Here is a 25592-nt window from a genome sequence, read left to right on the forward strand (position 1 = left end):
CCTCAAAAGCGCGGCCCATCGTTCAAATTTTCATCACGCTTCCAGCAAACCACGATAATCACGCATCACCAGATGGCTATCGATCTTCTGAATCAAATCGAATGCCACACTCACCGCAATCAGCAAGCCCGTACCGCCGTAAAAGCTCGCGATGCCTGCATCGACACCCAGTGAACTCGAAATAATCGTGGGCACAATCGCAACCAAAGAAAGAAACGCAGCACCGACGTAGGTAATGCGGACCATCACCTTTTCTAAGTGCTCGGCTGTTCGTCGGCCGGGGCGATAACCGGGAATGAACGTGCCGAAGTCCTTCAGGTTCTCGGCCATTTCCTTCGGATTGAAGGTAATCGCCATCCAGAAGTAGCTGAAGAAGTAAATCAGGGCGACGTATAGCAGGTTATAGATGAACGAGGTGCCGCTGCTGAGCGCATCGCCCAGATACTTGATCGAGCCGGCAAACCCAGGAGCTGCCGAATCGAGCGACGAAGCCAAAAACTGGAGCAGGAACGCGGGCAGCATGAGCATGCTGCTGGCGAAGATAATCGGCATCACGCCCGATTGATTGAGCTTGAGCGGCAAGTACTGACGGGATCCACCATACACACGGCGACCGCGCACATGCTTGGCACTTTGCGTCGGAATTTGTCGCTGACCGAGCGTGATGAAGCAGACGCCCATCACCACGATGACGAACAAAAACATCAAGATGACTAAGTGATCGACACCCACCTGACCAGAAGCATCCGAACCAACGAGCTGCCACTTCATAGTGCTGAAAAAGCGACGCATGGCCAGCGGCATTTGAGCCAGAATGCCGGCCATGATCAGCAAGCTAATACCGTTGCCGATGCCAAACTCGTCGATTTGCTCGCCGATCCACATTACAAACATCGTGCCGCAGGTCATAATCAACAGCGAGGTAAAGAACCAGGCTGGAGCCAGGTGGGCCCCCGCACCGGTCGAAACCATGAAGCTGTCGAAAATGGGAACGGAGTTACTTGTCCCCTGCCTCACCATGCTCTGCAGGTAGAAAATGCTCTGAATAATGCAGATCGCGATCGTTAGATAGCGCGTGTACTCGTTGATCTTTTTCCGGCCGGTTTCGCCTTCTTTGCGCAGCTCTTCCAGCGGCTTATAGACACTGCCGAGCAACTGCAAAATAATCGAAGCCGAAATGTACGGCATGATGCCGAGGCCCAGAATTGTCATCTGGCGCAAGTCGGATGCACTAAACACCGCAACCTTGGCAAGCAGATTCCCCAGCGGGCTATCGCTTTGTTGCGCTGTCCGCTTGGCCATCTCGACCTGATCGACGAATGGCAGCGGAATCTGATAGCCGACCCGAAACACGGCCAATAAGATCAACGTGAAGAAGATCTTCTGTCGTAGTTCAGGAATGGTGAAGATTGCTCGGAATTTCTCCCACATGGCATCCATCCAGATTTTTGTTGCGAGCGAGCGTTAGCTACCAAGACAGCCGGTCAGCTGAAAACGGGCGATACCCAAGTTACCAGAAAGCAAGGTAGCAAAAAAAGAGCAGCGCCACGATGCCGCTGCTCTTAAAAACTGTCGTTAGGTGGGAATTGCAGGCACGCGAGCCGACTTAGGACTTCTTAGCACCCGATTTCTTACCGGCATTCTTCGGATCCGCCTTCTTCGCGGCCCGAGTGGCAGCCTGCTTTTCAGCAACCGGAGTGCGACCGGGAACAACCGTAGCCGTACCCCCAGCCTTTTCGATCTTTTCCTTGGCCGCTTCGCTGAAGCGGTGGGCCGAAACGTTGAGCTTCTTGGTCAGTTCACCGTTACCGAGCACCTTTAAAAGGTCGAACCGCTTCTTGAGCAAGCCTTTGCCCTGCAGCGTTTCGATGGAGACTTCTTCGCCCGCCTCGAACAAATCTTGGAACTCGCTGATGTTAACGTTGGCAATCGTCAAGGCGAATGAATTGGTGAAACCACGCTTGGGAACGCGGCGAACGAGCGGGCTACCACCACCTTGAAAGATCGATAGACCCTTCCAACCGGCGCGGGCCAACTGGCCCTTGTGACCCTTGCCCGATGTCTTGCCCTTGCCCGAGCCCACACCGCGGCCGATCCGCATCGTCTTCTTGTGTTTGTGGATGCCTTGATTAACTTCGTGCAAACTCATGACAAGGTAACTCCCCGCAAGCGTTCCGTATCTTGGATCGTGCGCAGTTGCTTCAGCGCCTTGATGGCCGCTTTGACGACGGTGATCTGGTTGCTGGTGCCCATGCTCTTCGTAATGATGTTCTTAATGCCTGCGGCTTCGCAAACCGAGCGAACAGCGGCTCCGGCGATTACGCCCGTACCAGCACCGGCCGGCATCAGCAGCACGTCGGCCGAACCGAACTTGGCTCGCACGGCGTGCGGAATGGTGTCGTTAATCAACGGCACGCTGACCAGACTGCGCGTGGCCTGCTTCTGACCTTTTTCGACGGCGGGTGGAACTTCGTTGGCTTTGCCATAGCCCCAACCCACGCGACCGCGGCCATCGCCGACAACGACCATCGCGGCAAAACTAAAGCGACGACCACCCTTGACCACTGCGGCGCACCGCTTGATCTGGACGGTCTTATCGATGAATTCGCCGCGATTCGATTCGTTAGAGGCGTTCGAATTTCTCCGACCGCCGTCGGACTGTTGTGCTGCCATATAGTCCCGACCTGTACCAATTCTCGAAATTGCTATTGAAAACTAGAAGCTCAAACCGCCTTCACGTGCAGCATCGGCCAGCGATGCTACCCGGCCATGATAACGCAAATGACCGCGGTCGAAGGCGACCTCTTTGATTCCCTTGGCGATGGCTCGCTCGGCAATGATCTTGCCCAACTTGATCGCCGCTTCTTTATTGCCGCCGTACTTGATCTCGGAGCGTAAATCCTTGTCGATGGTGCTGGCCGAAACCAGGGTCTGGCCAGTCGAGTCGTCGATGATCTGCACGGCCAGGTTCTTATGGCTGCGATTGATCGACAGACGGGGGCGTTCGGCACCATGGCCGAATTTCTTCCGCACGCGGAACGACCGTCGTACGCGGCGTCCACCCAGTGTTCGTTGCTTGTCCATTGCCGTCTTTCCCTTCTCGCGTTGGGCATCCGCTTATTAGATGCCGCCGAGAAAACCAATCTAAAAGTGAGCTGAAAACGATGTATGTGCGTTGATTGTGGGGCGAGCTTACTTCGAAGCGGCCTTACCTGGCTTGAGCTTGATCTGCTCGCCTTGGTAACGGACACCCTTGCCCTTGTATGGTTCTGGCTTACGGAGTTGACGCAACTCGGCAGCGAACTGACCAACCTTTTGCTTGTCGGCACCCTGAATCACCACGTGAGTGGCATCCGGGCAAGTGACGGTGAGACCTTCGGGAACCTGCCGTTGCAATTCATTGGCATAGCCAACACGCATGGCCAATACCTTGCCCTTGAGCGTGGCCTGATAACCGACGCCGATGATCTCGAGCCTTTTTTCGTAGCCGTTCTTCACGCCGAAGATCATATTGTTAATCAGCGCGCGGGTCAGGCCGTGAAACGACCGAGCTTCGCGCTCATCGTTTTGGCGAGCGACGACAATTTGCTTGCCACCGGCATCGACCGTGACCGAAACTTCCGGCCGGTGTTCCCAGCTGAGCTTGCCCTTAGGCCCTTCGACGTTGACCTGGCGGCCAGACACCGAGACCTTAACGCCGTCGATGATGGCGATTGGCTTATTTCCGATTCGAGACATGGTACTTACCTCAAAAAACTCGCACGCCGTTGATCGACAGCTGATCTAGGGCCTCAATAACTGCGAACAGTATCACTGCGAACAGGCCGCGCAACTCGCCGCAGCAAGCTGGTTGGCTACCAGATTTCGCACAGCACTTCACCGCCGATGTTCCGCTGCCGAGCTTCGCGATCGCTGACGACACCGCCGCTGGTGCTCAGAATCGTAATCCCTTGTCCGTTCAACACGGGGCGCAGCTCCTTGGCCCGACGAAACACTCGTCGGCCGGGTGAGCTCACCCGTTTAATGTGCTGAATGACATGCTCGCCGTTAGGACCGTACTTCAGTTCCAGGCGGATCTGATGTACGGGATCCAATTCGACTACCTGCCAGTCCCAGATGTAGCCTTCGCGCTTGAGCACATCGGCCAAGCCTCGCTTCACCAAGGATAGGGGCACATCTACGTGAGGCCGCTCTACCGAGACGGCGTTCCGGATGCGAGTCAACATATCTGCGATTGGGTCAGTCAACATGGCTACAGAGGACCCCTCTTACCAACTGGCCTTACGAACGCCGGGAATCAACCCCGAGTCCGCGAGCTTACGAAAACAAATACGACAGATGCCGAACTTCCGATACACGGCCCGCGGGCGACCGCACATTTGACAACGCCGCTTGAACCGAGTTGGAAACTTCGGTGCTTGCTTGGCTTTGGCAATCTTCGATTTGCTTGCCACTGGAATTACTCACTGCAAAAAATGGATATCTCAGCACTAGTGCGGCCGAGCTACGAACAGCTGACCGAACTAAGCAAACGACTTCAGTACTTACTTCTTCGGTGCAACTTCCGCTTGGAACGGAATGCCCATAATCTTTAGCAACTCGCGCGATTCGTCATCCGAAGCGTTGCGAACTACGAACGTAATGTTCATCCCCTGCACTCGCAGGAACTTGTCCGGATTCAACTCCGGAAACACCAATTGCTCGGCCAGGCCCATGCTATAGCTGCCATTGCCGTCGAACGCCTTACGGCTCACACCGCGAAAGTCGCGGACGCGAGGCAGGGCGATCGAAACCAAGCGATCAAAAAATTCGTACATCTTCCGGCCACGCAGGGTAACCTTGCAGCCGATCGGCATATCTTCGCGAAGCTTGAACGCCGAGATGGCCTTCCGCGACTTGGTGATGATCGGCTTTTGGCCGGTGATCAAACCCATCGCTTCGACCGCAGTCTCGAGGTGCTTCTTTTCTTGTGTCGCAATGCCGACACCCATATTCACGACAATCTTTTCCAACTTGGGCAAAGACATCGGATTGCTGCGACCCAGTTTCTCGGCCAGCGCGGGGAGCGCCTCCTTGAGATACTTGGTATGCAGGCGTGGAGTCGGTGCCGGCCCGCTCGAGGCCGTTTCGGTCTCTGCTGCTTCGGCTTTTGCTTTCTTGGCCACTTGTTCGTACCCCTGTCGTTGGCTTTACTACTGGCCCTACTTGGCCGCGGCCGTCTTCTTGGACTTGGAAATATCACCGAGCGAAGCGTCGCACTTGCGACAAACCCGCTGCTTGGTACCGTTCTCCAGCACCTTCACGCCAGTTCGCACGCCCTTGTTGCACTTGGGGCAAACCAGCAGAACATTCGAAATCTGAACGGGCATCTCTTTCGAGAGGCGACCACCTTGTGGGTTCCGTTGGCTGCGGCGAACGTGCTTGTAAACACGATTCACGCCCTCCACCGTAATCCGGCCCGCTTCGCGGTCGATGTGCAGGACCTTACCTTTGACGTCTTTCTCGTCGCCGGCGATGACTTGTACGATATCGTTGGTTCGAATGTGCATTAGACCACCTCACTCGCCAGGCTGACGATCTTCATGAAGCTCATTTCACGCAGCTCGCGAGCGACAGCTCCGAAGATGCGAGTTCCACGCGGATTGTTATCTGCGTCGATCAGCACCACGGCATTGCTATCAAACTTGACATAACTGCCATCCGCTCGGCGATTCGGGCTCTTGGTCCGCACCACCACACCACGCACCACAGCCTTCTTCTTGATTTCGCTGCCGGCGATCACGCTCTTCACGCTACAAATGATGATGTCGCCGATGCCAGCGGTTCGCTTCTTCGAACCACCCAGCACCTTGATGCACATCACCTCTTTGGCGCCCGTGTTGTCGGCAACCGCCAGTCTGGTTTCTTGTTGAATCATGTTCCTATCCTCCAGTTGCCGGCCAGGTGCTCACTTCGCACGCCGATCACAGCGACGAAAAGCGGCCTATGTGGTGGGAGTATCAACAGCTGGAGCGGTCGTCGAGGCAGTTGCCTGACTGATCACTCGCTTGAGCACCCACCGCTTGAGTTTGGACAGCGGACGAGATTCTTCAATCTCCACCGTGTCGCCATTGTGCGAGATGCCGTCCGCGTCGTGAGCGTAGCAAATCGTTCGTCGTCGCATGGTCTTGCCGTAGACTTCGTGCATTACCAGACGAGGAACTTCCACGCGACGAGTCGTCGAGGACTTATCGCGAGTCACTTTACCGATCAATAAACGCTTAGGCATAATCCACTTCCGTCTGCTACTGTCAAACTCGGTTGACTGACTCTCTCGCTTCGTTGCGAACTTACTTGGCTACCGTGGCAATTTGCCGCTGTGACTGGATCGTCTTGACGCGAGCAATCAGCCGGCGCTGCCGACGGAGTTCGCTAGGAACGTCCAACCGCTCGGTCGAAGCTTGCATCCGCAGCTTGAACAGTGACTTCTCGGTTTCTTCGATGGTGAGCCGCAATTGCTCATCGCTCATCTGTCGCAGTTCCGCAGCTTTCATCCCAGCAATCCTCAGCAAATCATCAAAACGTTGGTACTAATCTGCAGTCTTCTAACTACGCACTGTCTCGAACTACATTTAGCAACTAGGCGGGCCGACGGCGAACCATGCGGCATGGAATCGGCATCTTGTGGGCAAGGCGAGCGAAGCAGAGCTTGGCTTGAGCCTCAGTCACACCGGCCAATTCAAACAACACAGTACCTTCCTTCACCACGGCAACCCAGTGATCCGGTTCGCCCTTACCCTTACCCATGCGGGTTTCGAGCGGTCGAGACGTCACCGACTTGTGTGGGAAGATGCGGATATACAGCCGACCTTCGCCGCGGATGTATTGCTGGGCAGCAATACGCCCGGACTCGATCGTGGTGGCCTTGATCCAGCCACCCATCGTTGCCTGCAGTCCGAAATCACCAAATACGACGCGGTTGCCACGAGTGGCCTTACCTTTTATACGTCCTCTTTGGCTTTTTCGGTGCTTCACTCGCTTGGGCATCAGGGCCATTTGTCGCGTCTCCCTCGTGCATTCCTTGATTCACCCAGACCTGTACGCCGATGTTGCCCTGGGCGGTGGCGGCCTCGGTAAAGCCGTAATCGATCTTCGCTCGCAACGTGCTGAGCGGCAGCGAACCAGCCGAAGCCTTTTCGCAGCGCGCCATTTCTGCCCCGCCAAGTCGGCCGGCCAGTTGAATCTTCACACCCCGAGCACCCGAATCCATAACGGATTCAATCGCTCGCTTAATGGTCCGGCGAAAACTGGCCCGCTTGGCTAATTGCTGAGCGATTTCCTCAGCAATCAGCTGAGCCATTATTTCCGGACGAGCAATTTCTTCAATCTTCAAATTGACGCGGCGGCCGGTGAGGTTTTGCAGTTCTTCCTGCAGAATCTCGACCTCCTGCCCCTTCTTACCAATGATCAAACCTGGTCGAGCGACGTGCAGGACGACCTTGACTTCGTCACGTGTCCGCTCGACTTCGATGCGGTCGATACCGGCGCTTTTGTATTCGCGACGTGGATGGTTCTTGATGAACTTGCGAATCTTGGAGTCTTCGAGCAGAAGTTGCGAGAACTCCTTCTTCGAAGCATACCAGCGACTCTTCCAGCCGATCATGATCCCGACGCGAAAGGCGACCGGATTCACTTTTTGACCCATAAATATTCCTCATCTACACAAGCTGACGGGCGTTGCGATTTCCGCACTCGCTTACAACTCGGAGATTTCCTCGAGTGCCACAGAAATATGAGCCGAACGCCGCTTGATCATGTAGGCCATGCCGCGCGACACAGGGCGAATCCGCTTGAACATCGGGCCGCCATCGACCCGTGCATCGGTTACGACCAACTGTTCGACGCGAACCGTCTTGCCCGGGTTTTGTTCGGGGTCTTGAGCATTGCCGAGGGCGCTCTTCAGCACCTTCTCGAGCAAGCGAGCACCACGATCGGGCTGAAACTTCAAAATGTCGAGCGCTTCGTCAGCGAACTTGCCACGAATCATCGTGGCGAGCGGGCGCACCTTGCGGGCGCTGATCCGGCTGAATCGATGCGATGCTTTGTATGCCATGTTGAATCCCTTAAGGAAACCGACCTGCGAGGCGAACCCGGCAGCCGACTTCACTCACCTTTTGTCCGCTTACTTCTTGGTCTTGCCGCCGTGTCCCTTGAACGTCCGAGTTGGAGCAAATTCCCCCAAGCGATGGCCGACCATTTCTTCCGAAACGAACACCTTCAAGTGAGCCTTGCCGTTATGAACCATGAAGGTCAAACCGACGAACTCAGGCACAATCGTGCAAGCACGAGCCCAAGTCTTGATCGGCTCCTTCGAACCGCCGCCCAATTGAGCTTGCACCTTCTTGTACACGTTGGGGTCGACGTACGGCCCCTTTTTGCTGGAACGGCCCATGAACAATTCTCACTAAGTAAACAAACCTGGCAGCAATTCCGAACCAACAATTATTTCAACTTCAGCTGACCGTAGCGACGCGACTTGCGGCGGCGCACGATAGCCGAATTCGATGGCTTACGACGCTTGCGGGTCGAACCACCCTTGGCCAACTTGCCTTCTGGACTCACCGGGTGACGACCACCCTTGGTGCGACCCTCACCACCACCGTGCGGGTGATCGATCGGATTCATCGCAGTACCGCGAACGGTTGGACGAATACCCTTCCAGCGATTACGACCAGCTTTGCCGATCACGATGTTCATCTGATCGGAGTTACCGACCATACCGATCGTGGCGCGACAAGTAGCAGGAACCTTGCGGATTTCGCCGCTCGGCAGAGAGATCTGAGCCCAGTCACCATCGCGGGCCATCAGGACTGCGTTACTACCGGCACTACGGCACATCTTGGCACCGGTACCAGGCAGGAACTCAATCGCATGAATTTGCGTGCTGAGGGGAATATTGCTGAGCGGCATGCAGTTGCCGACGGTCGGCGTGGCATCTGGCCCGTTCTCGACCATCTGACCGGCCTTCAAGCCGTCTGGAGCGAGAATGTACCGCTTCTCACCGTCAACATAGTGCAGCAGCGCGATGCGGCAGTTACGGTTTGGATCGTATTGAATCGAATCGACCTTGGCGGGAATGCCGTCCTTGTTCCGCAGAAAGTCGACGACGCGATAAAGTTGCTTATGACCACCACCACGATGCCGGGCGGTGATGCGGCCCTGATTATTGCGACCACCGGTCTTTTGCTTTGGCCGGAGAAGTGACTTTTCCGGCTTGGCGCCGGGAGTCAATTCAGCAAAGTCGCTCACGCTTGCGCCGCGGCGTCCTGCGGTAACCGGATTGTATTGCTTAATTCCCATGACTGACCTTATTCCTATCGCACTTGCTCACGACACAGCAGCGAAACCTTCCCAGCAACCATTGGTCGCTTAGAAGAAGTCGATGCGATGCTCCTCGTTCAACGTGACCAGGGCCTTCTTCCAACCCTTTGTCGAACCAGCCTTGAACTTGTGCCGGCGAGCCTTGCCCAGACGGTTTTGAGTGCGGACCTTCTCGACCTTGACGTTGAACAAATCTTCAACTGCGCGCTTGATGTCTTCTTTGCTGGCCAGCGAATTCACTTCGAACGCGTATTGGTTATAGCGTGTCGAGCGGTGCATCCCCTTTTCCGTGACCAATGGACGCACGATGACCTGGTAGCTCGGCAGGTTGGCCGGCGAATACTCGGTATTTGCATCTGTGCTCATGTGTTACCCTTCCGCAATCTCAATCAAACCAACCAATCACGCCGACAACTGCTCTGAATGCGAACTACTCAGGCTTCTTAGCCCGATCGCGAATCACATCCAACGCGGCCCGCGTGAGGACGAGCTTCTTTGGCACTAGCACCGACAGGGCATTCAGGTCGCTCACTGGAGCCACCGAAACCTTGTCGATATTGCGAGCACTTTTGTAAACCATCGGATCGAGTGCCGCGGTTGCCAACATCAGCGACACACCCTGCAACTGCAGAGCCCTGAGGATGGCAGCGACTTCTTGTGTTTTGGGGGCCGACAGCGACAACTCGTCGAGCACAACCACATCTTGCGACTGCAACTTGCTAGCGATGGCCATGCGAGTGGCAGACTGAATCGCCTTCTTAGGCAAACGATAGGAGTAATCGCGATTTCGCAACGCGAACACGTGACCACCACCACGACGCTGAGCGGCCTGCTTCGAGCCTGCACGCGCGTTACCGGTGCCCTTCTGGCGATACATTTTCTTGGTCGTACCACGGACTTCACTGCGAGTCTTGGTCTTGTGAGTACCCATCCGGCGAGAAGCCTGGTACATCACCACCACATCATGCAGCAATTGCTTATTGATAGACGGAGCGATTTGCGCGGGGTCGATTTCATACTTACCGACCTCCTTGCCTGCTCGATCGAATACCGGAAGACTTACCATGATTATTTCCAACGATCTTGATTGCTGCGTGATTGACCTGAACTACAACCGCCGAGACTAACCAACCTTGTTTGTCTCGCGAATGATCAGGTACGTTCCCGGCGGACCAGGAACTGCGCCATTGATCAGGAGCAAGTTCTTTTCTTTGTCGAGTTTCACGAGCCGCATATTGCGAATCGTCACTTGTTCGTTGCCATAGCGGCCGGGCATCTTCTTGCCCTTCTTCATACGACCACCACCGCGGTTCGCAGCGAGAGCGCCAGTGCCACCCATGTGACGATGCACCTTCTTCACACCGTGCGTCGCACGTTGACCGGCGAAATTCCAACGCTTCATCGCACCCGTGAAGCCGCGACCCTTCGTAAAGCCGGTAACATCAACGGCTTTTACACCATCCAGCGAACCAACATCGACGGTGCCACCCACGGCAAGAGCGCCCGGAGCACCACGGAGTTCGCGAACAAAACGCTGCGGCTCACAATTAGCCTTAGCCTCAACCTGAACACCAGCGGCCTTGAGCCTCTTGGAGCGACGGCTGCCGATATCGGCAACATGGCCACTTTCACTGCGACTGGCGAGGCGGCGGGGCTTATCGAGAAAACCCAACTGCACTGCTTCATAGCCATCGCGCTCAGCCGTACGAACCTGGAGCACGCGACAAGGGCCGGCCAAAACTACGGTAACGGGCAAGCAAGCCCCGTTCTCATCAAATATTTGCGTCATCCCGACCTTGCGGCCGAGTATTCCCTTGGTCATCGCGATATTCCTATGGTCCGTTGCCTGCCGAGAACACAACAGCCCTGAAGTCTTCAGAGCCCTGCTTTACCCGGACGGCTTCCCGTCAATATAAAACGGCTCGCGGCTAGGTTTAGAAAAACAATTCCAACAAACACTCAACTTGACTTAACAGGCCCCGCTTGGCCATTTACTAGCGAGTCGTGGCCTTAATCTTGATATCCACACCAGCGGGCAGGCTCAGCTTATTGAGCGCCTCGATGGTCTTGGCAGTTGCCTGCACGATATCAATCAAACGCTTATGGGTCCGAATCTCGTATTGCTGACGAGCCTTCTTATCGATCGTTGGGCCCGACAGGACCGTATAACGCTCGACGCGGGTCGGCAATGGAATTGGACCATGCACTTCGCTATGGGTGCGCTTCGCGGTATCCACGATCTCTTGGGCACTTTGGTCCAAGATCGCGTGGTCGTAAGCTTCCATGCGAATTCGAATTACTTCTTTCTGACCAGCCACTGAGGCATTCTCCTATCGAGCTGCGGTTCCATAGGAGCGATGCCTTCAAGCAACTCGGCTCCTAAGCCAGCGGCTCAATCCGATCACGCAATGATCGGTTTTGTGCTGCTACTAACTTCACTTTGGCCGGGGTCGGCCAATTGGGAAGCGACTAAGGTTAGCAAAGGGGGAGCGACTCAGTCAATTGGGTCCGCTGCGAAAAATCACGAATCCCGAGAAGTATTTGCTCGCAGCAGCTCGCTAGCCCCCTCATCAAGGCCTTTTGACTGCCAAGCGCTGGCTCGATTGGTGGGATTGCGTGAGCTGACCAAACTTTGCCGCGCAACTACTGCCGGAGGACGAGAACGGGGCAGTGAGCGAGGCGGACGACCCGTTCCGCAGTCGAGCCCATCAGCAATCTGGTGAGCCCGCGTCGTCCGTGCGATGGAATGACGACTAAATCGGCCCCTGTTTGCTGGGCATATTCTGCGATTGCCTCAGCAGGATCCCCGAGCACAACTTCCAACTGCACCGAACTGTACTTCTCGTCGGTCAATCGTTCGCGCAGCGCTCGCCGCGCGCTTTCGATGCGCGCTGTAGGGTCGACAACGCCCCAAACTTCCCCTGCTTCGAGCGGAGTGAGATCTTGAATGACGTGAATAATCGAGACTTGATTAGGCCGTTCGACCACTTGCAGCCCAACATCGAGCGCTGCAAATGATTCCGAGGAGAAATCGATGGGCACAATCACACGCTGCTTCGGAAACCACGGCATGGAGTCAATTCCTTCAGGTGAGAGGATGCCGCATCGTACGACAGTTTCGGTCCCAATTCAAAGCGGCTAACGAGTCGTCCGCGCTTCGTCAGGAACGTCCCGAACGCGGACGACAGGCTGCACGAGCGACTCCAGCGTGATACTTGCCTTGCCGGGGTTGGGTATGGCTGCCATTTTGGTGTGACGCACGTATTTGTGGCATTTCACGCACTTCATCGTCATGTCGACATAGGCGAGTGCGGCACGATCGAGATCTTTTTCTTTGGCCGCTGCCATCATTTCATCTGCTGACCGGCGAAAGGCATCACTTTCAAATAAATAGTCCGGAGTCTGGAGCAGTTGCCACTGTTCGGCTCGTGTTAGCAGGCTCATTTCCTGGGCACTCTTGGCCATCGTGCCGTAGTCCTCGAGAGCAAGCGCTTCGATCAGCTTTTGCGAGTGCTGCAGCTTGGCGCGCATAAACTTGGAAATGGTGGGCTCGTTCTCGTCCATGATGCGAGGTTTGGTCTGAGCCATCACATTTCCCACAGTGAAGATCAATACAAACAAGAGGCAAGCAAGCAGTAGTTTGGCCGACTGGGTCATGGCATGGTCCCTTTTCGAGGTTTTCCGCATTGAGTTAGCACCACCGCACATCTCTTATTGCAAAGGGAGTTCCATAGTCACAAAACGGGCAGAGGGGCGATTTCACGGCGTAAATGGCGGGTGTTTCGATGTGCGATTCAGCCGGCATGTGCCAAACCGCACGCTTTCGCACAGTATGCGTGTGCGGTCGTGATGTTATGAATTGCGGGCAGCGGACGCTGCTCGGCAGCAACGGCCAGGTGATGCCGCGTGCTAGCTGCCGGCACGCTGAGATCTCGTCCTACAGCCGGAAAACTCCGCCTATTCGCCCAATTCGGCGGTTGTCGTCAAAGTCGGCTAAACCAGCACGACCCGCGCAGCCGATATCTACGGCGAATAGAGTTTTTCTCGCGTCCGTAGAAGGGGATCGGCGATGCCTCGCAAGGCAACTTGGGTATCAGCCCTACTGCTCACTGCCATCTGTGTTGTGGCCATCGTTCGCGCTCAGGACGCAAGCTGGCGACCAGCCAATAGCCGGCCACCTGCAGCGCCGGCGTTTCTGCCAGCCAGCACCACCGCGGACGCAATGCCCGTGGCGATGCAAGTTGACGCAGATGACGAGGAAACGCAGCAGGCTGTGTTTGGCCGGGCAACCCGGCGACTCGGGGGATCGTTGGCGAATCAGCCACCACAACCGCAGGGGTTCGTTCCCGCGGTCGAACAGGCATACGAAGAACCTCGACCGCTACCGATGGGCGAAGCTGCTGCTCCACCACCCGATGCCTGGCAACAACCGGGCCCGCTGCCAACCCGCAGCGTGCTCCGCCGCCCGGGTCAACCAGCCTCCCAGGGAATTGTGCCAGCACAAGAAATGTCTCCGCCCGCTACCCAACAACCTTCTACCCAACAAATGGTTAGCGATAGCGAGCCAAGTCATTCCGATCAAGTGCCGCCGCGTTCTGTCCTGAAGCGACCCAATGGCCCCGTTGTCGATGAAGCAGCACCGCCGATAATTCCGTTCGATGCTGCCGCGCCACAGGCCGCAGTCCCGAACAATTCATCGCGCCGTGTCTATGACCCAGAAGCGGCACTGCGCCCTCGTCCTTCGATCAGTTCCACAGGTCGTGCACCTGCAGGCCTCACTAGTGGCGATTTAGTGGTTGTCGCTCCGGGACCGAAGCTCCGGGCCGAACTCGCCGGTCCACAAGCACTGATGGTGGGCAAGCCTGCTCGCTACGTGATCAATCTCGTTAACGAAGGTGACGCCCCGGCCGAGGAGGTTCAACTTCGTTTGAATCTGCCTGCCTGGATCAGCGTGGAATCGGGTGAGTCGACTTCGGGTGAAGCCAACGCACAGGCCGACGCCCAAGGCTCTACTCGCATGGTCTGGAACCTGCCTCGCGTCAAAGCGAATTCGCAAGAGACCTTGCGGCTGCAAGTCGTCGCACAAGAAGGACAAGCATTCGAAATCACCGCCGATTGGAGTTGCAAGCCGACGGGGTTGAAGGCTGCAATTGCCGTACGTCAGCCGCAACTCGAACTTTCGCTCGCTGGTCCCAGTGACATGCTCTATGGCGAAGAGAAGCCGTTCACAATCACGGTCAGCAATCCCGGCAGCGGCGATGCAGACCACGTCGTTGTGCAGCTAATCGCCGGCGGCAATGCTCCTCAGCAAATCGAAGTCGGCACCGTTCCGGCGGGGAAGACTCGCGAAGTGAACGTGAAGGTTGCTGCGAATCAACAGAACGCGATGGACCTAAAATTGAGTGCCACGGCCGATGGCAATCTCCGCGCCGAAGCTGCGGGGCGCATCGTCGTGAAGCAGGCTGTCATCGAAGTGGTTGTCGAAGGCCCTCCGATGAAATTCGCTGGGGCTGAAGCGACCTATGCAGTCACCGTTTCGAATCGTGGCAATGCAGCTGCCGACGATCTCACTCTCTCGGTTACGCTCCCCACCGGAGCCAAGTACCTGGGGGGAATCGACGGCGCTACCTTCGCCGGCAGCGTGCTGAAGTGGAAGGCGGGATTACTGCCACCTGAAACCGAGCGGACATACGACGTTCGCTGCCAACTGAATGCACCAGGTGCCCATCGCGTGGTCGTGCAAGCTCACGGACCGCGGTCAGGTGCTTCGACTCACGAAGTCGAAACCGGAGTCGAAGCTGTTTCGCAGCTCAAACTTGCCGTCAACGATCCCGCTGGACCTGCTCCCGTTGGCGACGACATTACCTACGAAGTGCAGCTAATGAACCGTGGCACCCAAGCCGCCAAGAACGTGAAGGTGGTAATGCAGTTCTCTGAAGGGCTGGAGCCAGTCACGCTCGCCGGTGCTGAAGGACGCGTTGTGCCTGGCCAGGTGCTATTCGATGCCCTTCCAGAACTGGGCGCTGGAGAGCAAGTTGTCATTCACGTGAAGGCCCGGGCCGATAAGGTGGGTGCCCATCGCTTCCGTGTGGAGGTGGTCAGCACCGATAACGATACTCGCCTCGTTTCGGAAGGAACCACGCGGTTCTTCGCCGATGGTCGCACCACTTCGGCAGCGGCTCGCACGGCCACCAAGCCCCGCGTGCTGCCCGCCGCACCAGATGGAACACTGCAGCGGTAGGAGAAGACTGGACTACGATTCATCCACTCGGTTCTGCAAAGTTTGCAGAACACCAATAGATTCGATTCCGGTCAAGCCGAAGCATTCGAACAATAGCACGAGCGAGCCGTTATATGAACCACTCGTGACTTCAGTCCGCAATTGCATTGCCCGGGTAATAAAATCGGGATCGCGCCGCCAGCGTTCGGCAAACGTCGCTGCGCACATCAGGGCGCGACTCTCAGGCAGGGCGAACAAGACCGCTAACGTTCGCCCCGCAGCTCGTACATCACCGGCCTGCACTTGCAGAACGAAGTGCTGAAACGACGGCTCGTCAGTCGGCGAGTGCGACGTCTCGATCTTGGGTGCCGGCAGTGCCGGGGCAGAAACGTACATCGGGCCGACGAGCGCTGGGCGCGGCGTTGTCGCAACCAGATCGTGACTGGTCCCTTCTTCGGCCACTACCGAATAATCCTGCGGACCAACATCGTCGGTGCGAAATTGATTCGTTGCGGGCTGGACTTCTTCAGCAGGCATGTTGGCGAGCATCTGCGTGATGTGCGATAACTTCACGCCAACTTGTTCGTAGACCGCATCGATGTCGTTCATATACGACTCGCCGCGGGCGTCGCTCAAGATCTCCTCCGCAGAGTCGAGCACACGCTCGGTTAATCGCTCGGCCAGAATTTCACGAGCTTCTGTCAGGATTGCAATCGCGCGATTGCGCGGAGGCTGGTTGCTGTCGACCATGGTGTTGCACAACTCGATGCGAAGTGGCAGGCACAAGGCGGGAAGCAGGGGGACGATGAGCCGAGGGAGAAGAACTACGGACTCTACCGATCCTTACACCTCTAGCTTATTCAGACCGCGGTCCAAAGAAAAGTATTTTGAGAAAATCGCTGTCTTCTAAGTGAAAACACCCGGTTTTGATCACTTAACGACTGGGGGCAGATGCCCCAGTCGTGAGCGTATTGGCAGTTGGACTACTTCTTCTCGGCAACTTCCGCAACGGTGACGCTCTTCATCACGTCGCCTTGCTTGATGCTGTTGACGACATCCATGCCTTCAATCACTTTGCCGAACACACTGTGCTTGCCATCGAGCCACGGCGTGGCAACGTGGGTGATGAAAAACTGCGAACCGTTGGTGTTCGGGCCAGCGTTGGCCATCGAGAGAATGCCCGGGCCGCTGTGCTTCAGATCCTTGTGAAACTCGTCTTTGAACTTGTAGCCAGCGTCGCCGGTGCCGTTCCCTTTGGGGCAGCCGGTTTGGATCATGAAATCCTCGATGACGCGATGGAACTTGATGCCGTCGTAGAACTTCTTGCCAATCAGCGTTTCAAAATTCTCGACGGTCTTCGGCACCTTGTCGCCGAATAGTTCCAGCTTGATGGTGCCTTTGTTGGTTTCGATCGTGGCGACTTTCATGGTTTGCTCGTTGAGGGAGGGGCTGGTGTCTAGTGGCTAAGGAAAACGCAGTCCGCTTGAGGAACTGCCTCCACTTATTAGGCCCGGCTCAGGCAGTTTCGACAAGGGGCAGGACGAGTGAGGCAGGGTTAACGAGACGAAGCGATAAAGAGAAAGTAAATCGACGCTCAAGGGTATTCTCTTTGCAGCCCTTTATCCGTTCCTCGCTCCGTCCCTACTTCTTCAGCTTCAATTGCTCGGACAAGAACATCACTTCGACCGCGCGCAGATAGTCGGCGTTGTCCTTCTTGCCGAAGCCATGACCTTCGTTGTCGGCGTACACCGTCCACACCGATTTTCCTTGGCCACGTACTTTGGCGGCGATCTGCTCGGCTTCACTAAAGGGAACTCGCGGATCGTTCTTGCCGTGAGCCACGAGCAGGGCCGAGCGGATTTTCTCCGCATGGTTGGCAGGGCTGATCTTATCGAAAACAGCCTTCATCGCGGGATCGCGCTCGTCGCCATATTCCACTCGGCGCAAGTCTTGACGATAGGCGGCCGTCGTTTGCAGGAAGGTATTGAAGTTGGCAATGCCCACGTTATCGATCCCCGCGCGAATGCGGTCGCCGTAGTGCACCAGCGAAGCTAGGACCATGTAGCCGCCATACGAACCGCCACTTACTGCGACCCGATCGGCATCGAGTTCAGGCTGGGTTTTAATCCAATCGAGCAGCGCGCCAATATCGCGCACGCTGTCTTCCCGCTTCTCGGCATTATCGAGCTTGAGGTAGGTTTTCCCATAGCCATTGCTGCCGCGTACGTTGGGCAGAATCACGGCAACGCCCAATTCGTTCAGATAAAACTGCGTGCTACCCGTAAAATAGGGCTGCGACTGACTCTCTGGCCCGCCGTGAATGCTGATAACCACCGGGACCTTGTTGTCTGCCGAGGCTGTTCGCGGCTTGTAGAACCAGGCGGGGATTTGCCGGCCATCGAACGAGGGAAACCGGATTGCAGTCGGCTTGATGAACGTTGCGGGATTGAGTCCACCGACTTCGCTCATCGTCCAGCGAGTCAGATTACCCGACTCGAGTTCCAGCGAATACGCATCGGCAGGTGCATCGGGCCGCGCGAGTGTCATCCCCACGTGTTTGCCGTCGGGCGAGAACTCAAGGCTGCTCACAATGCCGAGCGGCAGCTTAAGCTCCCTCTTTGCCAATGTTCCGCCCGCCTTAGGAGTCAGCAGAAAAACCTGGCTGGCACCATCGGCATTTACCGCAAAGACCACCGCGCCGGACTTTGGCTCCACTTCGATATCGGTCACATCCCATTCGATCTCAGGAGCCAGCCATTCGTACTTGCCACTAGCGAGGTCAAGTCGCGCTAGCTGAGCGAACTCTCCTTGGGTATCCGTAGCCAGATAGACGTTCTTACCATCGGGCGAGAACGCGAGCGGCCCGAAGGCACCTTTCTCTTTGCCAGGCAGCGGCAAATCGCTTCGCTTGTTGGTGCTCAGATTGAAGATTGCCGGATAGGACTCATTAACCGAGACATACTTCAGCAGTAGTAGTTGTTTGCCGTCTTGCGACCAATCGACGGCCGACCAGAATTCCTTCTCGGTCTCCATCAGCATTTGCAACTCGCCGCCGCGGCAATTAGCGATATAAAGATCGGTATCGCGGCCGTTGCGTTTGTTGCTGCCAACAATCATTTGCGAGCCGTCGGGCGAAACTGCACCGAGATTATTGCGGCTCTTGCCATCGGTGAGCAGCTTGGTTTCAAATCGCTGCCGATCGAGGAGATAAACCTGGTTGTTCTCACTGCCGCCGCTGCTCATTGAGAGAAGCACGGCTTCGTCCTTGGCCTGTGGGATAAAGCCGCCACTCACTGGCTCATCGAAAAAAGTGATCTGTTCGCGACGTCCACCCGGTTCATAAACGCGGTGCAATTGCAAGGAATTGCCAAACCGCGTGCGGATCAGAATTCCCTTCCCTGCTGGATCCCAGCCAGCAAATCCCGCGGCCCTCAGGCTCTGATATTGCTGCAACCGCCTGGCAAGCGAGGGGGGAACTACCGGCACTTCTTCGGTTTGAATGGCTCCGGGGCGCAGCGGGTCCGCTGGTTCGTCCGCCGAGACGGCAAACTGCGCGGCAACGCTGAGCATGCCGGCTACAACGAGATTTCGGCAATTCATCGAGGAGTCTCCAGCAAGGGAGGTCGAGCGTATTGATGCAAGATTCGTTCGCACATGCCTGCCATCGCAAACACCTGGGGACTGGTGAACGCGATGAATTGCAAGCCGCAGGGCAAGCCATTGGCTGCCAGGCCACAGGGGATGGTGATGGTCGGCAAACCCAAGAAGCTCCAGGGAGCGTTGAAGGCCGGATTGCCAGTGGTTGACGCATCGGGAGCGGGCGTAGTTGTCGCCGGCATCACCAGGCAACCGAGCAAGTCGCCTTGCGAATGAAGCAATTGAGCGAGTTCATTGCGCACCTGATTCTGCATCCGCAGCGCTTCGCAGTAGTCGACGGCGCTGACACCGAGTCCCTCTTGAATGAGGGTGGTAATGCATGGGCCGAACTTTTCGGCTGCGGCCTTAAACTCAGCCCGATGATGTTCGGCTGCTTCCACCACCATGATTCGCTTGTGCCAGGTGAGCACACTATTGAACGATGCGGGGAGCGAAAGTTTTCGCACTTCAAACGACGCCCGCAGCCGTTCGAGTGCGGCCGCTGTAGTGGCCTGTACGAGCGGATCGGCCTGCTCGAGCAGCGGGCTATCGACCACAAACAGCGTCCGATAAACGCCGTAACAATCGAGCCAATACTCAAGGTCGTGCTCGGCCCAGGGCCGAGTGACAGAAGCGTCCACTCCGCCGCTGGCCCGGGCGGCTAATTGCTGCCAGACGAGATACAGGTCACTCACCCGTCGCGCGATCGGCCCCACATGATCGAGATGAAAACTGAGTGGCTCGACTTGTTCCAAACTCACTTCGCCCCACGGCGGCTTGAATCCCGCGACGCCGCAATATGAGGCAGGACGCGTGATCGAACCGCCCGTCTGCGTGCCCAGCGCGGCGAAGCACATTTCCATGGCAACCGCGGCAGCACTGCCACTGCTGCTGCCGCCAGGAGTGTGAGCCGCGTTCCACGGATTCTTCGTGGGAGGTGGATCGAAGGCAGCGAACTGCGTGGTGACTGTTTTGCCGAGTAAGATTGCCCCAGCTTCTCGAAGTGCAGCAACAACCGGAGCATCTTTGGTCGCCGGTAACTTTCCACGCAGTGGCGAACCGCAGCGGGTAGGCATGCCAGCGACATCAATGATGTCTTTAATGCCAATCGGAATGCCGAACAACGGGCTAGCTGGTTCTTCTCCATCGGCCAGCGTCGCCCCCAGTCGCTTGGCCTCTTTCAATGCGCCCGCTCGATCCACCGTCACCCACGCTTGCACCGCAGGTTCGTACTGGTCGATGTTCGCCAGGCACTGCTCCACCAAATCAAGCGGACGAAGCACCCCGTCGCGAATCAATTCAGCAGCACGGGCAATGGTGGGAAGGTCGGGCATGGGGGAAGGCAGGGTGGAAGGGAGAAAGGGTGGAAGGGATGAGGAGTTACGGACTAGGTTATCATTTTCGAAAGGCGAACGGCACTGGCGAATGGTGAAGGAACCTCGCAGAATGATTGGGTGATTCAACTGGATTATCGCTTCGTCCCTACCACCCTTTCTCCCTTGATCCCCCTCAATGCGCACCACGTTCCAGCCCGAGCTAGTTCATCCCAGTGCTTTCATTGCCGCGGGCGCAGTGGTACTGGGCGACGTATCACTGGCCGAAGATAGCAGCGTGTGGTTCAACGCGGTCATTCGCGGCGATACCGAAGCGATTCGGATTGGGGTCGGCTCGAACGTGCAAGATGGCTGTATTTTGCACGCCGATCCCGGTCGGCCCTGCATCTTGGGAGACCGCGTAACACTCGGTCATGGTGCCATCGTGCATGGCGCCATCGTCGAAGACGATTGCCTGATCGGCATGCGGGCGGTCGTTATGAATGGGGCCAAGATCGGCCGCGGCAGCATCGTGGGCGTGGGTGCCGTCGTCATGGAAAACATAGACGTGCCGCCGGGAAGCATCGTGCTAGGCGTGCCCGGCAAAGTGATTCGGCAGGCATCCGAAAAAGACTTCGCCAAGATTCGACATGCGGCAGATCACTATGTTGCCGCCGCGAAGGCTTACCAGTCCACATCGTCGCGCTAGTGCTAGGAGTGCTTTACAGGCGGCAAGTTCACGTTCGCCGGACCGCTGATGACTTCGCCATGCTGGTTGAAACGGCTGCCGTGACAAGGGCAATCGAAGGTGCAATCGCCGTGGTTCCATTGCACGATGCAGCCCAGATGCGGGCAGACTGCCGAGTACTCATGTATCAGACCAGACTGATCGCGGTAAGCAGCGATTTTCTGCAATCCGCGCCGCACAATGGCTCCCTGTGACGGCGGAATGTCATCGACAGAACTGACATCTCCCGGCGTAACCCAAGCCGCGTATTGCGAAGCAACATTCAGGTTCTCTTTGACGAAATCGGTGAATCCGCCGACCGGCTTGCGCGACGGATCGTAAAGACTCGTCCAAGGATTTTCTCTGCCCACAATCAGATCGGTGATGAGCATGCCAGCAATCGTACCGTGCGTCAGCCCCATGCCTGAATCACCAGTCGCAACGTAGATCTCCGGGTCATCTCCCGGATTACGACCGATATACGCGAGCCCATCGAGCGTTTCCATCACCTGCCCCGACCAACGGTACTTCAGTTCTTGGGCTTGGGGGAAGTGAATGCGAGCCCAACTTTCCAGCCTGGCATAGCGGGCTTCTGCATCGTCATGCTGACCTGTTTTTGCATCCTCGCCCCCCACAATAAGCAAGCACTCATCCGCCGCCGGTGACGAGCGGTCTTCAATGCGAACATAGTGGTAAGGATCAAGCGTGTCCCACAGCAGGGCCCGCGCGACAGCGTTCCGCGGTGCTCGTAAGGCAACGACATAGCTCAGGTAGGCCGCCTGCTTTAAGTGGATAGCAAAGATGTCATTCACGGGAATGTTCGTCGCCACGACGACTGACCTGGCACGCACTTCGGTTCCGGACGGGCTGACTACTCGCTTGACTTCGCCGGGCTTAATCGATTCTGCGTGGCACTGTGAGACGATTCGGCCGCCAGATTTTTGAATTGCCGTCGCCAGAGCATTGAGGTATTTCAGCGGCTGAAACTGAGCCTGCCTGGTAAATCGCAAACAGGGTCCCGTATCGAACGCAGGAAACGGAGCTTTGGGAACTCGCTCAACTTCCACGCCAGCTTTCCTTGCCGCCACCAGTTCTGCGTCGAGATTGTCCCACGACTTGTCGGGCGGATTGAACAGATAGCCGTCAACGCGGCTAAAATCGCACCAGATGCTCCGCTCTCGAACGATACTCTCGATTCGCGAAATGGCAGCGGTGTGACTTTCCGCCGCTAAGCGGCAGGCCTCTTCACCACGCCGCATCGCCAGTTCAGTAAACCGATCGTCGAGCACACTCGATAAATGAGCGCTGGTTTTTTGAGTCTGACCGCCGCCCACGCTTCCGTCGTCCAACACCACTACCGAACGTCCCTCGCGCAATAGGTGATATGCAGTCGACAGCCCCGCTATACCGGCGCCAATCACGCAGACATCGGCATCGACATCACTCGTCAGCCCCGATTCGCCCAGTTGATGAGGAATATCTTGCCAACAGGACTTGTGATTGGGACGAGTCATGTGTCACCGTTCAGAGACAGGGAAACATTCGGCAGCAACTGCGTGCTGACAGGCGCTCTCCCGGCAATGAGATAAAGGAAGTGGTCTTTAAACAAGCGATTAGGAAGCATGTTGCAGTGATTGCAACCGCTCGAGCGTTGCTATGTGGGCCCTGGTTTGAGGTAGTAGCACGCCGTTAATCAACGATTGGGTCAAAGCTGGCAGTTCGTGCGATTGAACTGCAGATTCATAAGTGCTGAGGCCGGTTTCTTCGCCTTGCTTCAAGGCTGTTAGAGCAGGACCGTTACCAAACAATTGGGCCGTCGATTCGATTGCCTTCGCGAACGTTCCCCAACTGCCAGAGCTAGTTTCCGGATCGCCACCAAACTCGCGAATCTGTTTTCGTAGCAGTGAAACAGCTTCACTATGCTCGTCACGAATTTGTGCAAGCTGTAGCGCGCCATGTTCGCTATCGACCTTGCGCAATGCTTGCTGATAAGTCTCAGTGGCCGCCAATTCGCCACGGAGCAAACCGTTCAATGTGTCCAAATGGGGTGTAGCCATTGTTCGTATCTCCCACGCTGGCATGATCCTTAAATTGCTTACCTAAGTTCTCGCCCGCTGCCGCTATTAGCTGGCAAGCACTCAGTGCAAGGTTCATGCCGTCAAGTATCTGAGATAGATGCTATCCAATTGAAAGGATAGAGCCTGCACGAGATGCCCACTCGGGCCGTGCAGCTTGCGAGATGCCGAAATCACCGCTGAGGTGTTTAGTAGTGCCAGCTCAGAATTAGCGAGCATCTTTATCACCCGGCTTCTTCGCCGTTTCGTCCTTGGGCTTGGCGGCAGCTGGCGTTGGTTCGCTCTTGTCGTCGCGCGGTGGATCGAAGAAGCGGCAGCCGGCGATGATTTCCTGGTCGATATGAGCGTACTTCTCGACGAGGCGTTGGTCGATGGTGAACACCACCGAGGCTCGCCGGCCAGCGGAATCGGACAAGTGATAATAGGTCCACTGAATCGGCAGTTCGGAGGCGAAGCCAGCGACGAGGAGCCGTTGCACCTTGATGCCGGCGTCGTTTACGTTTTCGCTGGCCTCGGTTATTTGTGCTTTCTGTTTCTCGAGCGCGGTTTTGACGTCGCCTTGAAACGTATCGAGCGCCAGCTTCTCGTCTTTGCTGAAGGACTTGAGTTTAGAAATATTGCATTGGGCCACGAGCTCGCCACGGTCGACCATCCGCAGGATGGCAGCGTCGTAGCGTTCGTTCATTACCCGCCAGCGGCGATCGTGAACGAGTTCGAAGCCACCTTTTTCGGAACGGAACGATAAGAGCGTTTCACCTGCTTTGGCCACGAGCGGCAATTTGCTGATCGATTCCTCACTGATTTCCGCCGCGCTGTCGGTAAGGGCGGTGAGCATGCGAATTCGCGAGGTTACGTCGTAACCGGGTTGGGCGTGGCCAATGGCGCGGTTCTCGTTGAGCGACAGGGCCAGCCAGGTAAGTAGCTGTTGCTTAGGATCGACGTTAAGCTTCGCGCGGATCGCGCATTCCGATGCCACGCCGCCGACAGCGCCAGACGCCTTCCCTTCCAGCGACAGAATCGCAATCCCATCACGCAACTCGTCGAACTTGCCGGTAATGTCCTGTTTGTGGACCGCGTCGAGGCTGAGAAGACGAACGACGGCCGCGTCGGTCAGGTTCCAAGTTTCGCCGACTTTCAACGCTTTGCCGGGGAGCAACAGTTCCGGCAGCACACCAGCGCCCGGCACATCGAGCAGTTCGAGTTCTTCGCGGCTGAGTGGACCAAGGGGCGAGAAGTAAGTGCCCGCATCACCTTCGGCCTGTAATACAACCAGTCGCCGATCGTCACGCAGTGAGTGTGAAAACTCAGTGTTCTTCAAATTGAATTTGGTTTGGGCAGTCGAGTAATTGCGGACTAGCCGGACTGCGGCGGAATCTTTCACTGCGGGCAATCGTCGTTGCAAGAAGTCCAGTTCAGCGGTTACCGACATGGGGAGGAACTTCACCTCCCGGCTGTCCGGGTTCATTTTCATTTGGCCGGAGGCTTCCACTGCCACTTTGACGTGCTGCGGGCGAGCCTCATTCGAGTTCACCGCCAGCATTACCGCTTCGTCAGCGGCGTAGAGCGGGAGGCCGCCTGCGGCGAGAGCCGCAGTGATCGCCGATTGCCGCAAAAACGATCGTCGCGTGCAACCAAGAAACAAGTTGGGTACCGAAGGCACGAAAGACTGGTGTTGGCGGAGGTGCGTCATCTCGAATCCCTTCTTGAGACGAAATTCTCAAATTGAGATCGTCCCGTGTTTCCTGAATTACCCAAGTACCCATGCGACCGTTGTAATCGACCTGGGCGCATCGCAATCATCGGTAGTCGGACCTGCGGGGATGCAACAAAACCAAACTGTCTGCGGTGGTCGTTCTGCTAGCAGACTGGCAGTTGTTTGAACGGCAATCGATGTGATCGACGGCCGTACAAACTTAATGGTTCTCGGTGTTTAGTGGTAATTTTCGCGTCGCCAGGTTCTGAGTAGTTGCAGTTGATTCGTCTTGCTCCTCAATTCCAAACACTATGCGCGAACATGAGTTAGGACAAACGTGACTTACCCTTAGCTGGCGGTTTGCCGCGTTACATCGTCCAAGGTGTCCACCGCGGCACGTCAAATGCTCCCCTCTAAAGAGTCGCTCGCGTGAGTGTCATGCGGGCGGAGAAAACAACGAGGGTGATGGGGGATCGAAATTCCGAGTGTCTTGTAAGACTGCGGCATTTACCCAGGTATAGAGAGTTGCATCTAAAGAACAATTCACCCATTGCAAGCGTAGAGAGTG

At 56.5% G+C, this 25592-nt stretch carries 32 protein-coding genes; 2 read left to right on the plus strand and 30 right to left on the minus strand.

Annotated features, from left to right (window positions below):
• Nucleotides 1-33: 33 nt before the first annotated feature.
• From secY to ETAA8_RS26895, 23 genes are all read right to left on the minus strand, one after another.
• Nucleotides 34-1431, minus strand: coding sequence for a preprotein translocase subunit SecY (gene secY / locus ETAA8_RS26785; protein WP_145095949.1), 1398 nt, complete (start codon nucleotides 1429-1431; stop codon nucleotides 34-36).
• A 175-nt stretch (nucleotides 1432-1606) separates the two neighbouring features.
• Nucleotides 1607-2149 carry a 50S ribosomal protein L15 gene (gene rplO, locus ETAA8_RS26790; RefSeq protein WP_145095952.1) on the minus strand — a complete coding sequence of 181 codons (543 nt, stop codon included), beginning with the start codon at nucleotides 2147-2149 and terminating at the stop codon, nucleotides 1607-1609.
• Entirely contained in the window at nucleotides 2146-2673 is a 528-nt protein-coding gene (rpsE, locus tag ETAA8_RS26795; RefSeq protein ID WP_145095955.1) for a 30S ribosomal protein S5, read from the minus strand. Before rpsE ends, rplO begins: the two co-directional genes overlap by 4 nt.
• Before the next feature lie 42 nt (nucleotides 2674-2715).
• Nucleotides 2716-3084 carry a 50S ribosomal protein L18 gene (gene rplR / locus ETAA8_RS26800; RefSeq protein WP_145095958.1) on the minus strand — a complete coding sequence of 123 codons (369 nt, stop codon included), beginning with the start codon at nucleotides 3082-3084 and terminating at the stop codon, nucleotides 2716-2718.
• Nucleotides 3085-3192: 108 nt separating this feature from the next.
• Nucleotides 3193-3738: a 50S ribosomal protein L6 gene (gene rplF, locus ETAA8_RS26805; protein WP_145095961.1), complete on the minus strand. Its 546-nt coding sequence runs from the start codon at nucleotides 3736-3738 to the stop codon at nucleotides 3193-3195.
• A 116-nt stretch (nucleotides 3739-3854) separates the two neighbouring features.
• Nucleotides 3855-4250: a 30S ribosomal protein S8 gene (rpsH, locus tag ETAA8_RS26810; RefSeq protein WP_145095964.1), complete on the minus strand. Its 396-nt coding sequence runs from the start codon at nucleotides 4248-4250 to the stop codon at nucleotides 3855-3857.
• 18 nt (nucleotides 4251-4268) lie between these two features.
• Nucleotides 4269-4454, minus strand: coding sequence for a type Z 30S ribosomal protein S14 (locus ETAA8_RS26815; RefSeq protein ID WP_145095967.1), 186 nt, complete (start codon nucleotides 4452-4454; stop codon nucleotides 4269-4271).
• A 90-nt stretch (nucleotides 4455-4544) separates the two neighbouring features.
• The gene (gene rplE, locus ETAA8_RS26820; protein ID WP_145100998.1) at nucleotides 4545-5093 is read right to left on the minus strand and encodes a 50S ribosomal protein L5; all 549 of its coding nucleotides are present in this window, start codon (nucleotides 5091-5093) and stop codon (nucleotides 4545-4547) included.
• A gap of 108 nt (nucleotides 5094-5201) precedes the next feature.
• Complete coding sequence (rplX, locus tag ETAA8_RS26825; RefSeq protein WP_145095970.1) at nucleotides 5202-5549, minus strand: 50S ribosomal protein L24; 348 nt, start codon at nucleotides 5547-5549, stop codon at nucleotides 5202-5204.
• Nucleotides 5549-5917, minus strand: a complete 369-nt coding sequence (rplN, locus tag ETAA8_RS26830; RefSeq protein ID WP_145095973.1) for a 50S ribosomal protein L14 — start codon at nucleotides 5915-5917, stop codon at nucleotides 5549-5551. Before rplN ends, rplX begins: the two co-directional genes overlap by 1 nt.
• Nucleotides 5918-5983: 66 nt before the next feature.
• A complete protein-coding gene (gene rpsQ, locus ETAA8_RS26835) occupies nucleotides 5984-6268 on the minus strand; it encodes a 30S ribosomal protein S17 (RefSeq protein WP_145095976.1) in 285 nt (94 codons plus the stop codon).
• A gap of 61 nt (nucleotides 6269-6329) precedes the next feature.
• On the minus strand, nucleotides 6330-6533 hold the full coding sequence (gene rpmC / locus ETAA8_RS26840; RefSeq protein ID WP_145095979.1) for a 50S ribosomal protein L29: 204 nt from the start codon (nucleotides 6531-6533) through the stop codon (nucleotides 6330-6332).
• 85 nt (nucleotides 6534-6618) lie between these two features.
• The gene (gene rplP / locus ETAA8_RS26845) at nucleotides 6619-7035 is read right to left on the minus strand and encodes a 50S ribosomal protein L16 (protein WP_145095982.1); all 417 of its coding nucleotides are present in this window, start codon (nucleotides 7033-7035) and stop codon (nucleotides 6619-6621) included.
• On the minus strand, nucleotides 6974-7684 hold the full coding sequence (gene rpsC / locus ETAA8_RS26850; protein ID WP_145095987.1) for a 30S ribosomal protein S3: 711 nt from the start codon (nucleotides 7682-7684) through the stop codon (nucleotides 6974-6976). The genes rplP and rpsC overlap by 62 nt, the downstream gene beginning before the upstream one ends.
• Before the next feature lie 51 nt (nucleotides 7685-7735).
• Nucleotides 7736-8092 (minus strand): 50S ribosomal protein L22, encoded by a 357-nt coding sequence (gene rplV, locus ETAA8_RS26855; RefSeq protein ID WP_145095990.1) that lies wholly within the window; start codon nucleotides 8090-8092, stop codon nucleotides 7736-7738.
• Nucleotides 8093-8161: 69 nt separating this feature from the next.
• Complete coding sequence (gene rpsS / locus ETAA8_RS26860; protein ID WP_145095993.1) at nucleotides 8162-8431, minus strand: 30S ribosomal protein S19; 270 nt, start codon at nucleotides 8429-8431, stop codon at nucleotides 8162-8164.
• Between the two features lie 50 nt (nucleotides 8432-8481).
• Complete coding sequence (gene rplB / locus ETAA8_RS26865) at nucleotides 8482-9339, minus strand: 50S ribosomal protein L2 (RefSeq protein ID WP_145095996.1); 858 nt, start codon at nucleotides 9337-9339, stop codon at nucleotides 8482-8484.
• Nucleotides 9340-9408: 69 nt separating this feature from the next.
• Nucleotides 9409-9726: a 50S ribosomal protein L23 gene (gene rplW / locus ETAA8_RS26870; protein ID WP_145095998.1), complete on the minus strand. Its 318-nt coding sequence runs from the start codon at nucleotides 9724-9726 to the stop codon at nucleotides 9409-9411.
• A gap of 64 nt (nucleotides 9727-9790) precedes the next feature.
• Nucleotides 9791-10426: a 50S ribosomal protein L4 gene (rplD, locus tag ETAA8_RS26875; RefSeq protein WP_145096001.1), complete on the minus strand. Its 636-nt coding sequence runs from the start codon at nucleotides 10424-10426 to the stop codon at nucleotides 9791-9793.
• Nucleotides 10427-10483: 57 nt separating this feature from the next.
• On the minus strand, nucleotides 10484-11182 hold the full coding sequence (gene rplC / locus ETAA8_RS26880; RefSeq protein ID WP_145096004.1) for a 50S ribosomal protein L3: 699 nt from the start codon (nucleotides 11180-11182) through the stop codon (nucleotides 10484-10486).
• A gap of 172 nt (nucleotides 11183-11354) precedes the next feature.
• On the minus strand, nucleotides 11355-11678 hold the full coding sequence (gene rpsJ, locus ETAA8_RS26885) for a 30S ribosomal protein S10 (protein WP_145096007.1): 324 nt from the start codon (nucleotides 11676-11678) through the stop codon (nucleotides 11355-11357).
• A gap of 325 nt (nucleotides 11679-12003) precedes the next feature.
• On the minus strand, nucleotides 12004-12432 hold the full coding sequence (locus ETAA8_RS26890) for a universal stress protein (RefSeq protein ID WP_145096010.1): 429 nt from the start codon (nucleotides 12430-12432) through the stop codon (nucleotides 12004-12006).
• Nucleotides 12433-12498: 66 nt separating this feature from the next.
• Nucleotides 12499-13017: a hypothetical protein gene (locus ETAA8_RS26895; protein ID WP_145096013.1), complete on the minus strand. Its 519-nt coding sequence runs from the start codon at nucleotides 13015-13017 to the stop codon at nucleotides 12499-12501.
• A gap of 412 nt (nucleotides 13018-13429) precedes the next feature.
• Between ETAA8_RS26895 and ETAA8_RS26900 the strand changes: the two genes are divergently transcribed.
• On the plus strand, nucleotides 13430-15601 hold the full coding sequence (locus ETAA8_RS26900) for a CARDB domain-containing protein (RefSeq protein ID WP_145096016.1): 2172 nt from the start codon (nucleotides 13430-13432) through the stop codon (nucleotides 15599-15601).
• Nucleotides 15602-15613: 12 nt separating this feature from the next.
• Here the strand turns inward: ETAA8_RS26900 and ETAA8_RS26905 are convergent, their stop codons facing one another.
• The 4 genes from ETAA8_RS26905 to ETAA8_RS26920 form a co-directional block, all read right to left on the minus strand.
• The gene (locus ETAA8_RS26905) at nucleotides 15614-16330 is read right to left on the minus strand and encodes a hypothetical protein (RefSeq protein WP_145096019.1); all 717 of its coding nucleotides are present in this window, start codon (nucleotides 16328-16330) and stop codon (nucleotides 15614-15616) included.
• A gap of 233 nt (nucleotides 16331-16563) precedes the next feature.
• The gene (locus ETAA8_RS26910) at nucleotides 16564-17007 is read right to left on the minus strand and encodes a peptidylprolyl isomerase (protein ID WP_145096022.1); all 444 of its coding nucleotides are present in this window, start codon (nucleotides 17005-17007) and stop codon (nucleotides 16564-16566) included.
• Between the two features lie 214 nt (nucleotides 17008-17221).
• The gene (locus tag ETAA8_RS26915; RefSeq protein ID WP_145096025.1) at nucleotides 17222-19180 is read right to left on the minus strand and encodes a S9 family peptidase; all 1959 of its coding nucleotides are present in this window, start codon (nucleotides 19178-19180) and stop codon (nucleotides 17222-17224) included.
• Entirely contained in the window at nucleotides 19177-20550 is a 1374-nt protein-coding gene (locus tag ETAA8_RS26920) for an amidase (protein ID WP_145096028.1), read from the minus strand. Before ETAA8_RS26920 ends, ETAA8_RS26915 begins: the two co-directional genes overlap by 4 nt.
• A 178-nt stretch (nucleotides 20551-20728) precedes the next feature.
• On the opposite strand from ETAA8_RS26920, the gene ETAA8_RS26925 reads away from it, so the two are divergent.
• On the plus strand, nucleotides 20729-21238 hold the full coding sequence (locus ETAA8_RS26925; RefSeq protein ID WP_145096031.1) for a gamma carbonic anhydrase family protein: 510 nt from the start codon (nucleotides 20729-20731) through the stop codon (nucleotides 21236-21238).
• Nucleotides 21239-21240: 2 nt separating this feature from the next.
• On the opposite strand, the gene ETAA8_RS26930 is transcribed toward ETAA8_RS26925, so the two are convergent.
• From ETAA8_RS26930 to ETAA8_RS26940, 3 genes are all read right to left on the minus strand, one after another.
• The gene (locus tag ETAA8_RS26930) at nucleotides 21241-22770 is read right to left on the minus strand and encodes an FAD-dependent oxidoreductase (RefSeq protein ID WP_145096034.1); all 1530 of its coding nucleotides are present in this window, start codon (nucleotides 22768-22770) and stop codon (nucleotides 21241-21243) included.
• Nucleotides 22771-22869: 99 nt separating this feature from the next.
• Complete coding sequence (locus ETAA8_RS26935) at nucleotides 22870-23313, minus strand: DUF2383 domain-containing protein (protein WP_202921295.1); 444 nt, start codon at nucleotides 23311-23313, stop codon at nucleotides 22870-22872.
• Nucleotides 23314-23539: 226 nt separating this feature from the next.
• Complete coding sequence (locus ETAA8_RS26940; protein ID WP_145096040.1) at nucleotides 23540-25021, minus strand: twin-arginine translocation signal domain-containing protein; 1482 nt, start codon at nucleotides 25019-25021, stop codon at nucleotides 23540-23542.
• Nucleotides 25022-25592 lie beyond the last annotated feature (571 nt).

The sequence above is a fragment of the Anatilimnocola aggregata genome (assembly GCF_007747655.1).
GTDB lineage: Bacteria > Planctomycetota > Planctomycetia > Pirellulales > Pirellulaceae > Anatilimnocola > Anatilimnocola aggregata.

Coding starts and splice junctions, on each gene's coding strand:
- secY (WP_145095949.1), bottom strand. CDS start 1,431: ATGTGGGAGAAATTCCGAGCAATCTTCACCATTCCTGAACTACGACAG.
- rplO (WP_145095952.1), bottom strand. CDS start 2,149: ATGAGTTTGCACGAAGTTAATCAAGGCATCCACAAACACAAGAAGACG.
- rpsE (WP_145095955.1), bottom strand. CDS start 2,673: ATGGCAGCACAACAGTCCGACGGCGGTCGGAGAAATTCGAACGCCTCT.
- rplR (WP_145095958.1), bottom strand. CDS start 3,084: ATGGACAAGCAACGAACACTGGGTGGACGCCGCGTACGACGGTCGTTC.
- rplF (WP_145095961.1), bottom strand. CDS start 3,738: ATGTCTCGAATCGGAAATAAGCCAATCGCCATCATCGACGGCGTTAAG.
- rpsH (WP_145095964.1), bottom strand. CDS start 4,250: ATGTTGACTGACCCAATCGCAGATATGTTGACTCGCATCCGGAACGCC.
- rplX (WP_145095970.1), bottom strand. CDS start 5,549: ATGCACATTCGAACCAACGATATCGTACAAGTCATCGCCGGCGACGAG.
- rplN (WP_145095973.1), bottom strand. CDS start 5,917: ATGATTCAACAAGAAACCAGACTGGCGGTTGCCGACAACACGGGCGCC.
- rpsQ (WP_145095976.1), bottom strand. CDS start 6,268: ATGCCTAAGCGTTTATTGATCGGTAAAGTGACTCGCGATAAGTCCTCG.
- rpmC (WP_145095979.1), bottom strand. CDS start 6,533: ATGAAAGCTGCGGAACTGCGACAGATGAGCGATGAGCAATTGCGGCTC.
- rplP (WP_145095982.1), bottom strand. CDS start 7,035: ATGGCCCTGATGCCCAAGCGAGTGAAGCACCGAAAAAGCCAAAGAGGA.
- rpsC (WP_145095987.1), bottom strand. CDS start 7,684: ATGGGTCAAAAAGTGAATCCGGTCGCCTTTCGCGTCGGGATCATGATC.
- rplV (WP_145095990.1), bottom strand. CDS start 8,092: ATGGCATACAAAGCATCGCATCGATTCAGCCGGATCAGCGCCCGCAAG.
- rpsS (WP_145095993.1), bottom strand. CDS start 8,431: ATGGGCCGTTCCAGCAAAAAGGGGCCGTACGTCGACCCCAACGTGTAC.
- rplB (WP_145095996.1), bottom strand. CDS start 9,339: ATGGGAATTAAGCAATACAATCCGGTTACCGCAGGACGCCGCGGCGCA.
- rplW (WP_145095998.1), bottom strand. CDS start 9,726: ATGAGCACAGATGCAAATACCGAGTATTCGCCGGCCAACCTGCCGAGC.
- rplD (WP_145096001.1), bottom strand. CDS start 10,426: ATGGTAAGTCTTCCGGTATTCGATCGAGCAGGCAAGGAGGTCGGTAAG.
- rplC (WP_145096004.1), bottom strand. CDS start 11,182: ATGACCAAGGGAATACTCGGCCGCAAGGTCGGGATGACGCAAATATTT.
- ETAA8_RS26890 (WP_145096010.1), bottom strand. CDS start 12,432: ATGCCGTGGTTTCCGAAGCAGCGTGTGATTGTGCCCATCGATTTCTCC.
- ETAA8_RS26895 (WP_145096013.1), bottom strand. CDS start 13,017: ATGACCCAGTCGGCCAAACTACTGCTTGCTTGCCTCTTGTTTGTATTG.
- ETAA8_RS26900 (WP_145096016.1), top strand. CDS start 13,430: ATGCCTCGCAAGGCAACTTGGGTATCAGCCCTACTGCTCACTGCCATC.
- ETAA8_RS26905 (WP_145096019.1), bottom strand. CDS start 16,330: ATGGTCGACAGCAACCAGCCTCCGCGCAATCGCGCGATTGCAATCCTG.
- ETAA8_RS26910 (WP_145096022.1), bottom strand. CDS start 17,007: ATGAAAGTCGCCACGATCGAAACCAACAAAGGCACCATCAAGCTGGAA.
- ETAA8_RS26915 (WP_145096025.1), bottom strand. CDS start 19,180: ATGAATTGCCGAAATCTCGTTGTAGCCGGCATGCTCAGCGTTGCCGCG.
- ETAA8_RS26920 (WP_145096028.1), bottom strand. CDS start 20,550: ATGCCCGACCTTCCCACCATTGCCCGTGCTGCTGAATTGATTCGCGAC.
- ETAA8_RS26925 (WP_145096031.1), top strand. CDS start 20,729: ATGCGCACCACGTTCCAGCCCGAGCTAGTTCATCCCAGTGCTTTCATT.
- ETAA8_RS26930 (WP_145096034.1), bottom strand. CDS start 22,770: ATGACTCGTCCCAATCACAAGTCCTGTTGGCAAGATATTCCTCATCAA.
- ETAA8_RS26935 (WP_202921295.1), bottom strand. CDS start 23,313: ATGGCTACACCCCATTTGGACACATTGAACGGTTTGCTCCGTGGCGAA.
- ETAA8_RS26940 (WP_145096040.1), bottom strand. CDS start 25,021: ATGACGCACCTCCGCCAACACCAGTCTTTCGTGCCTTCGGTACCCAAC.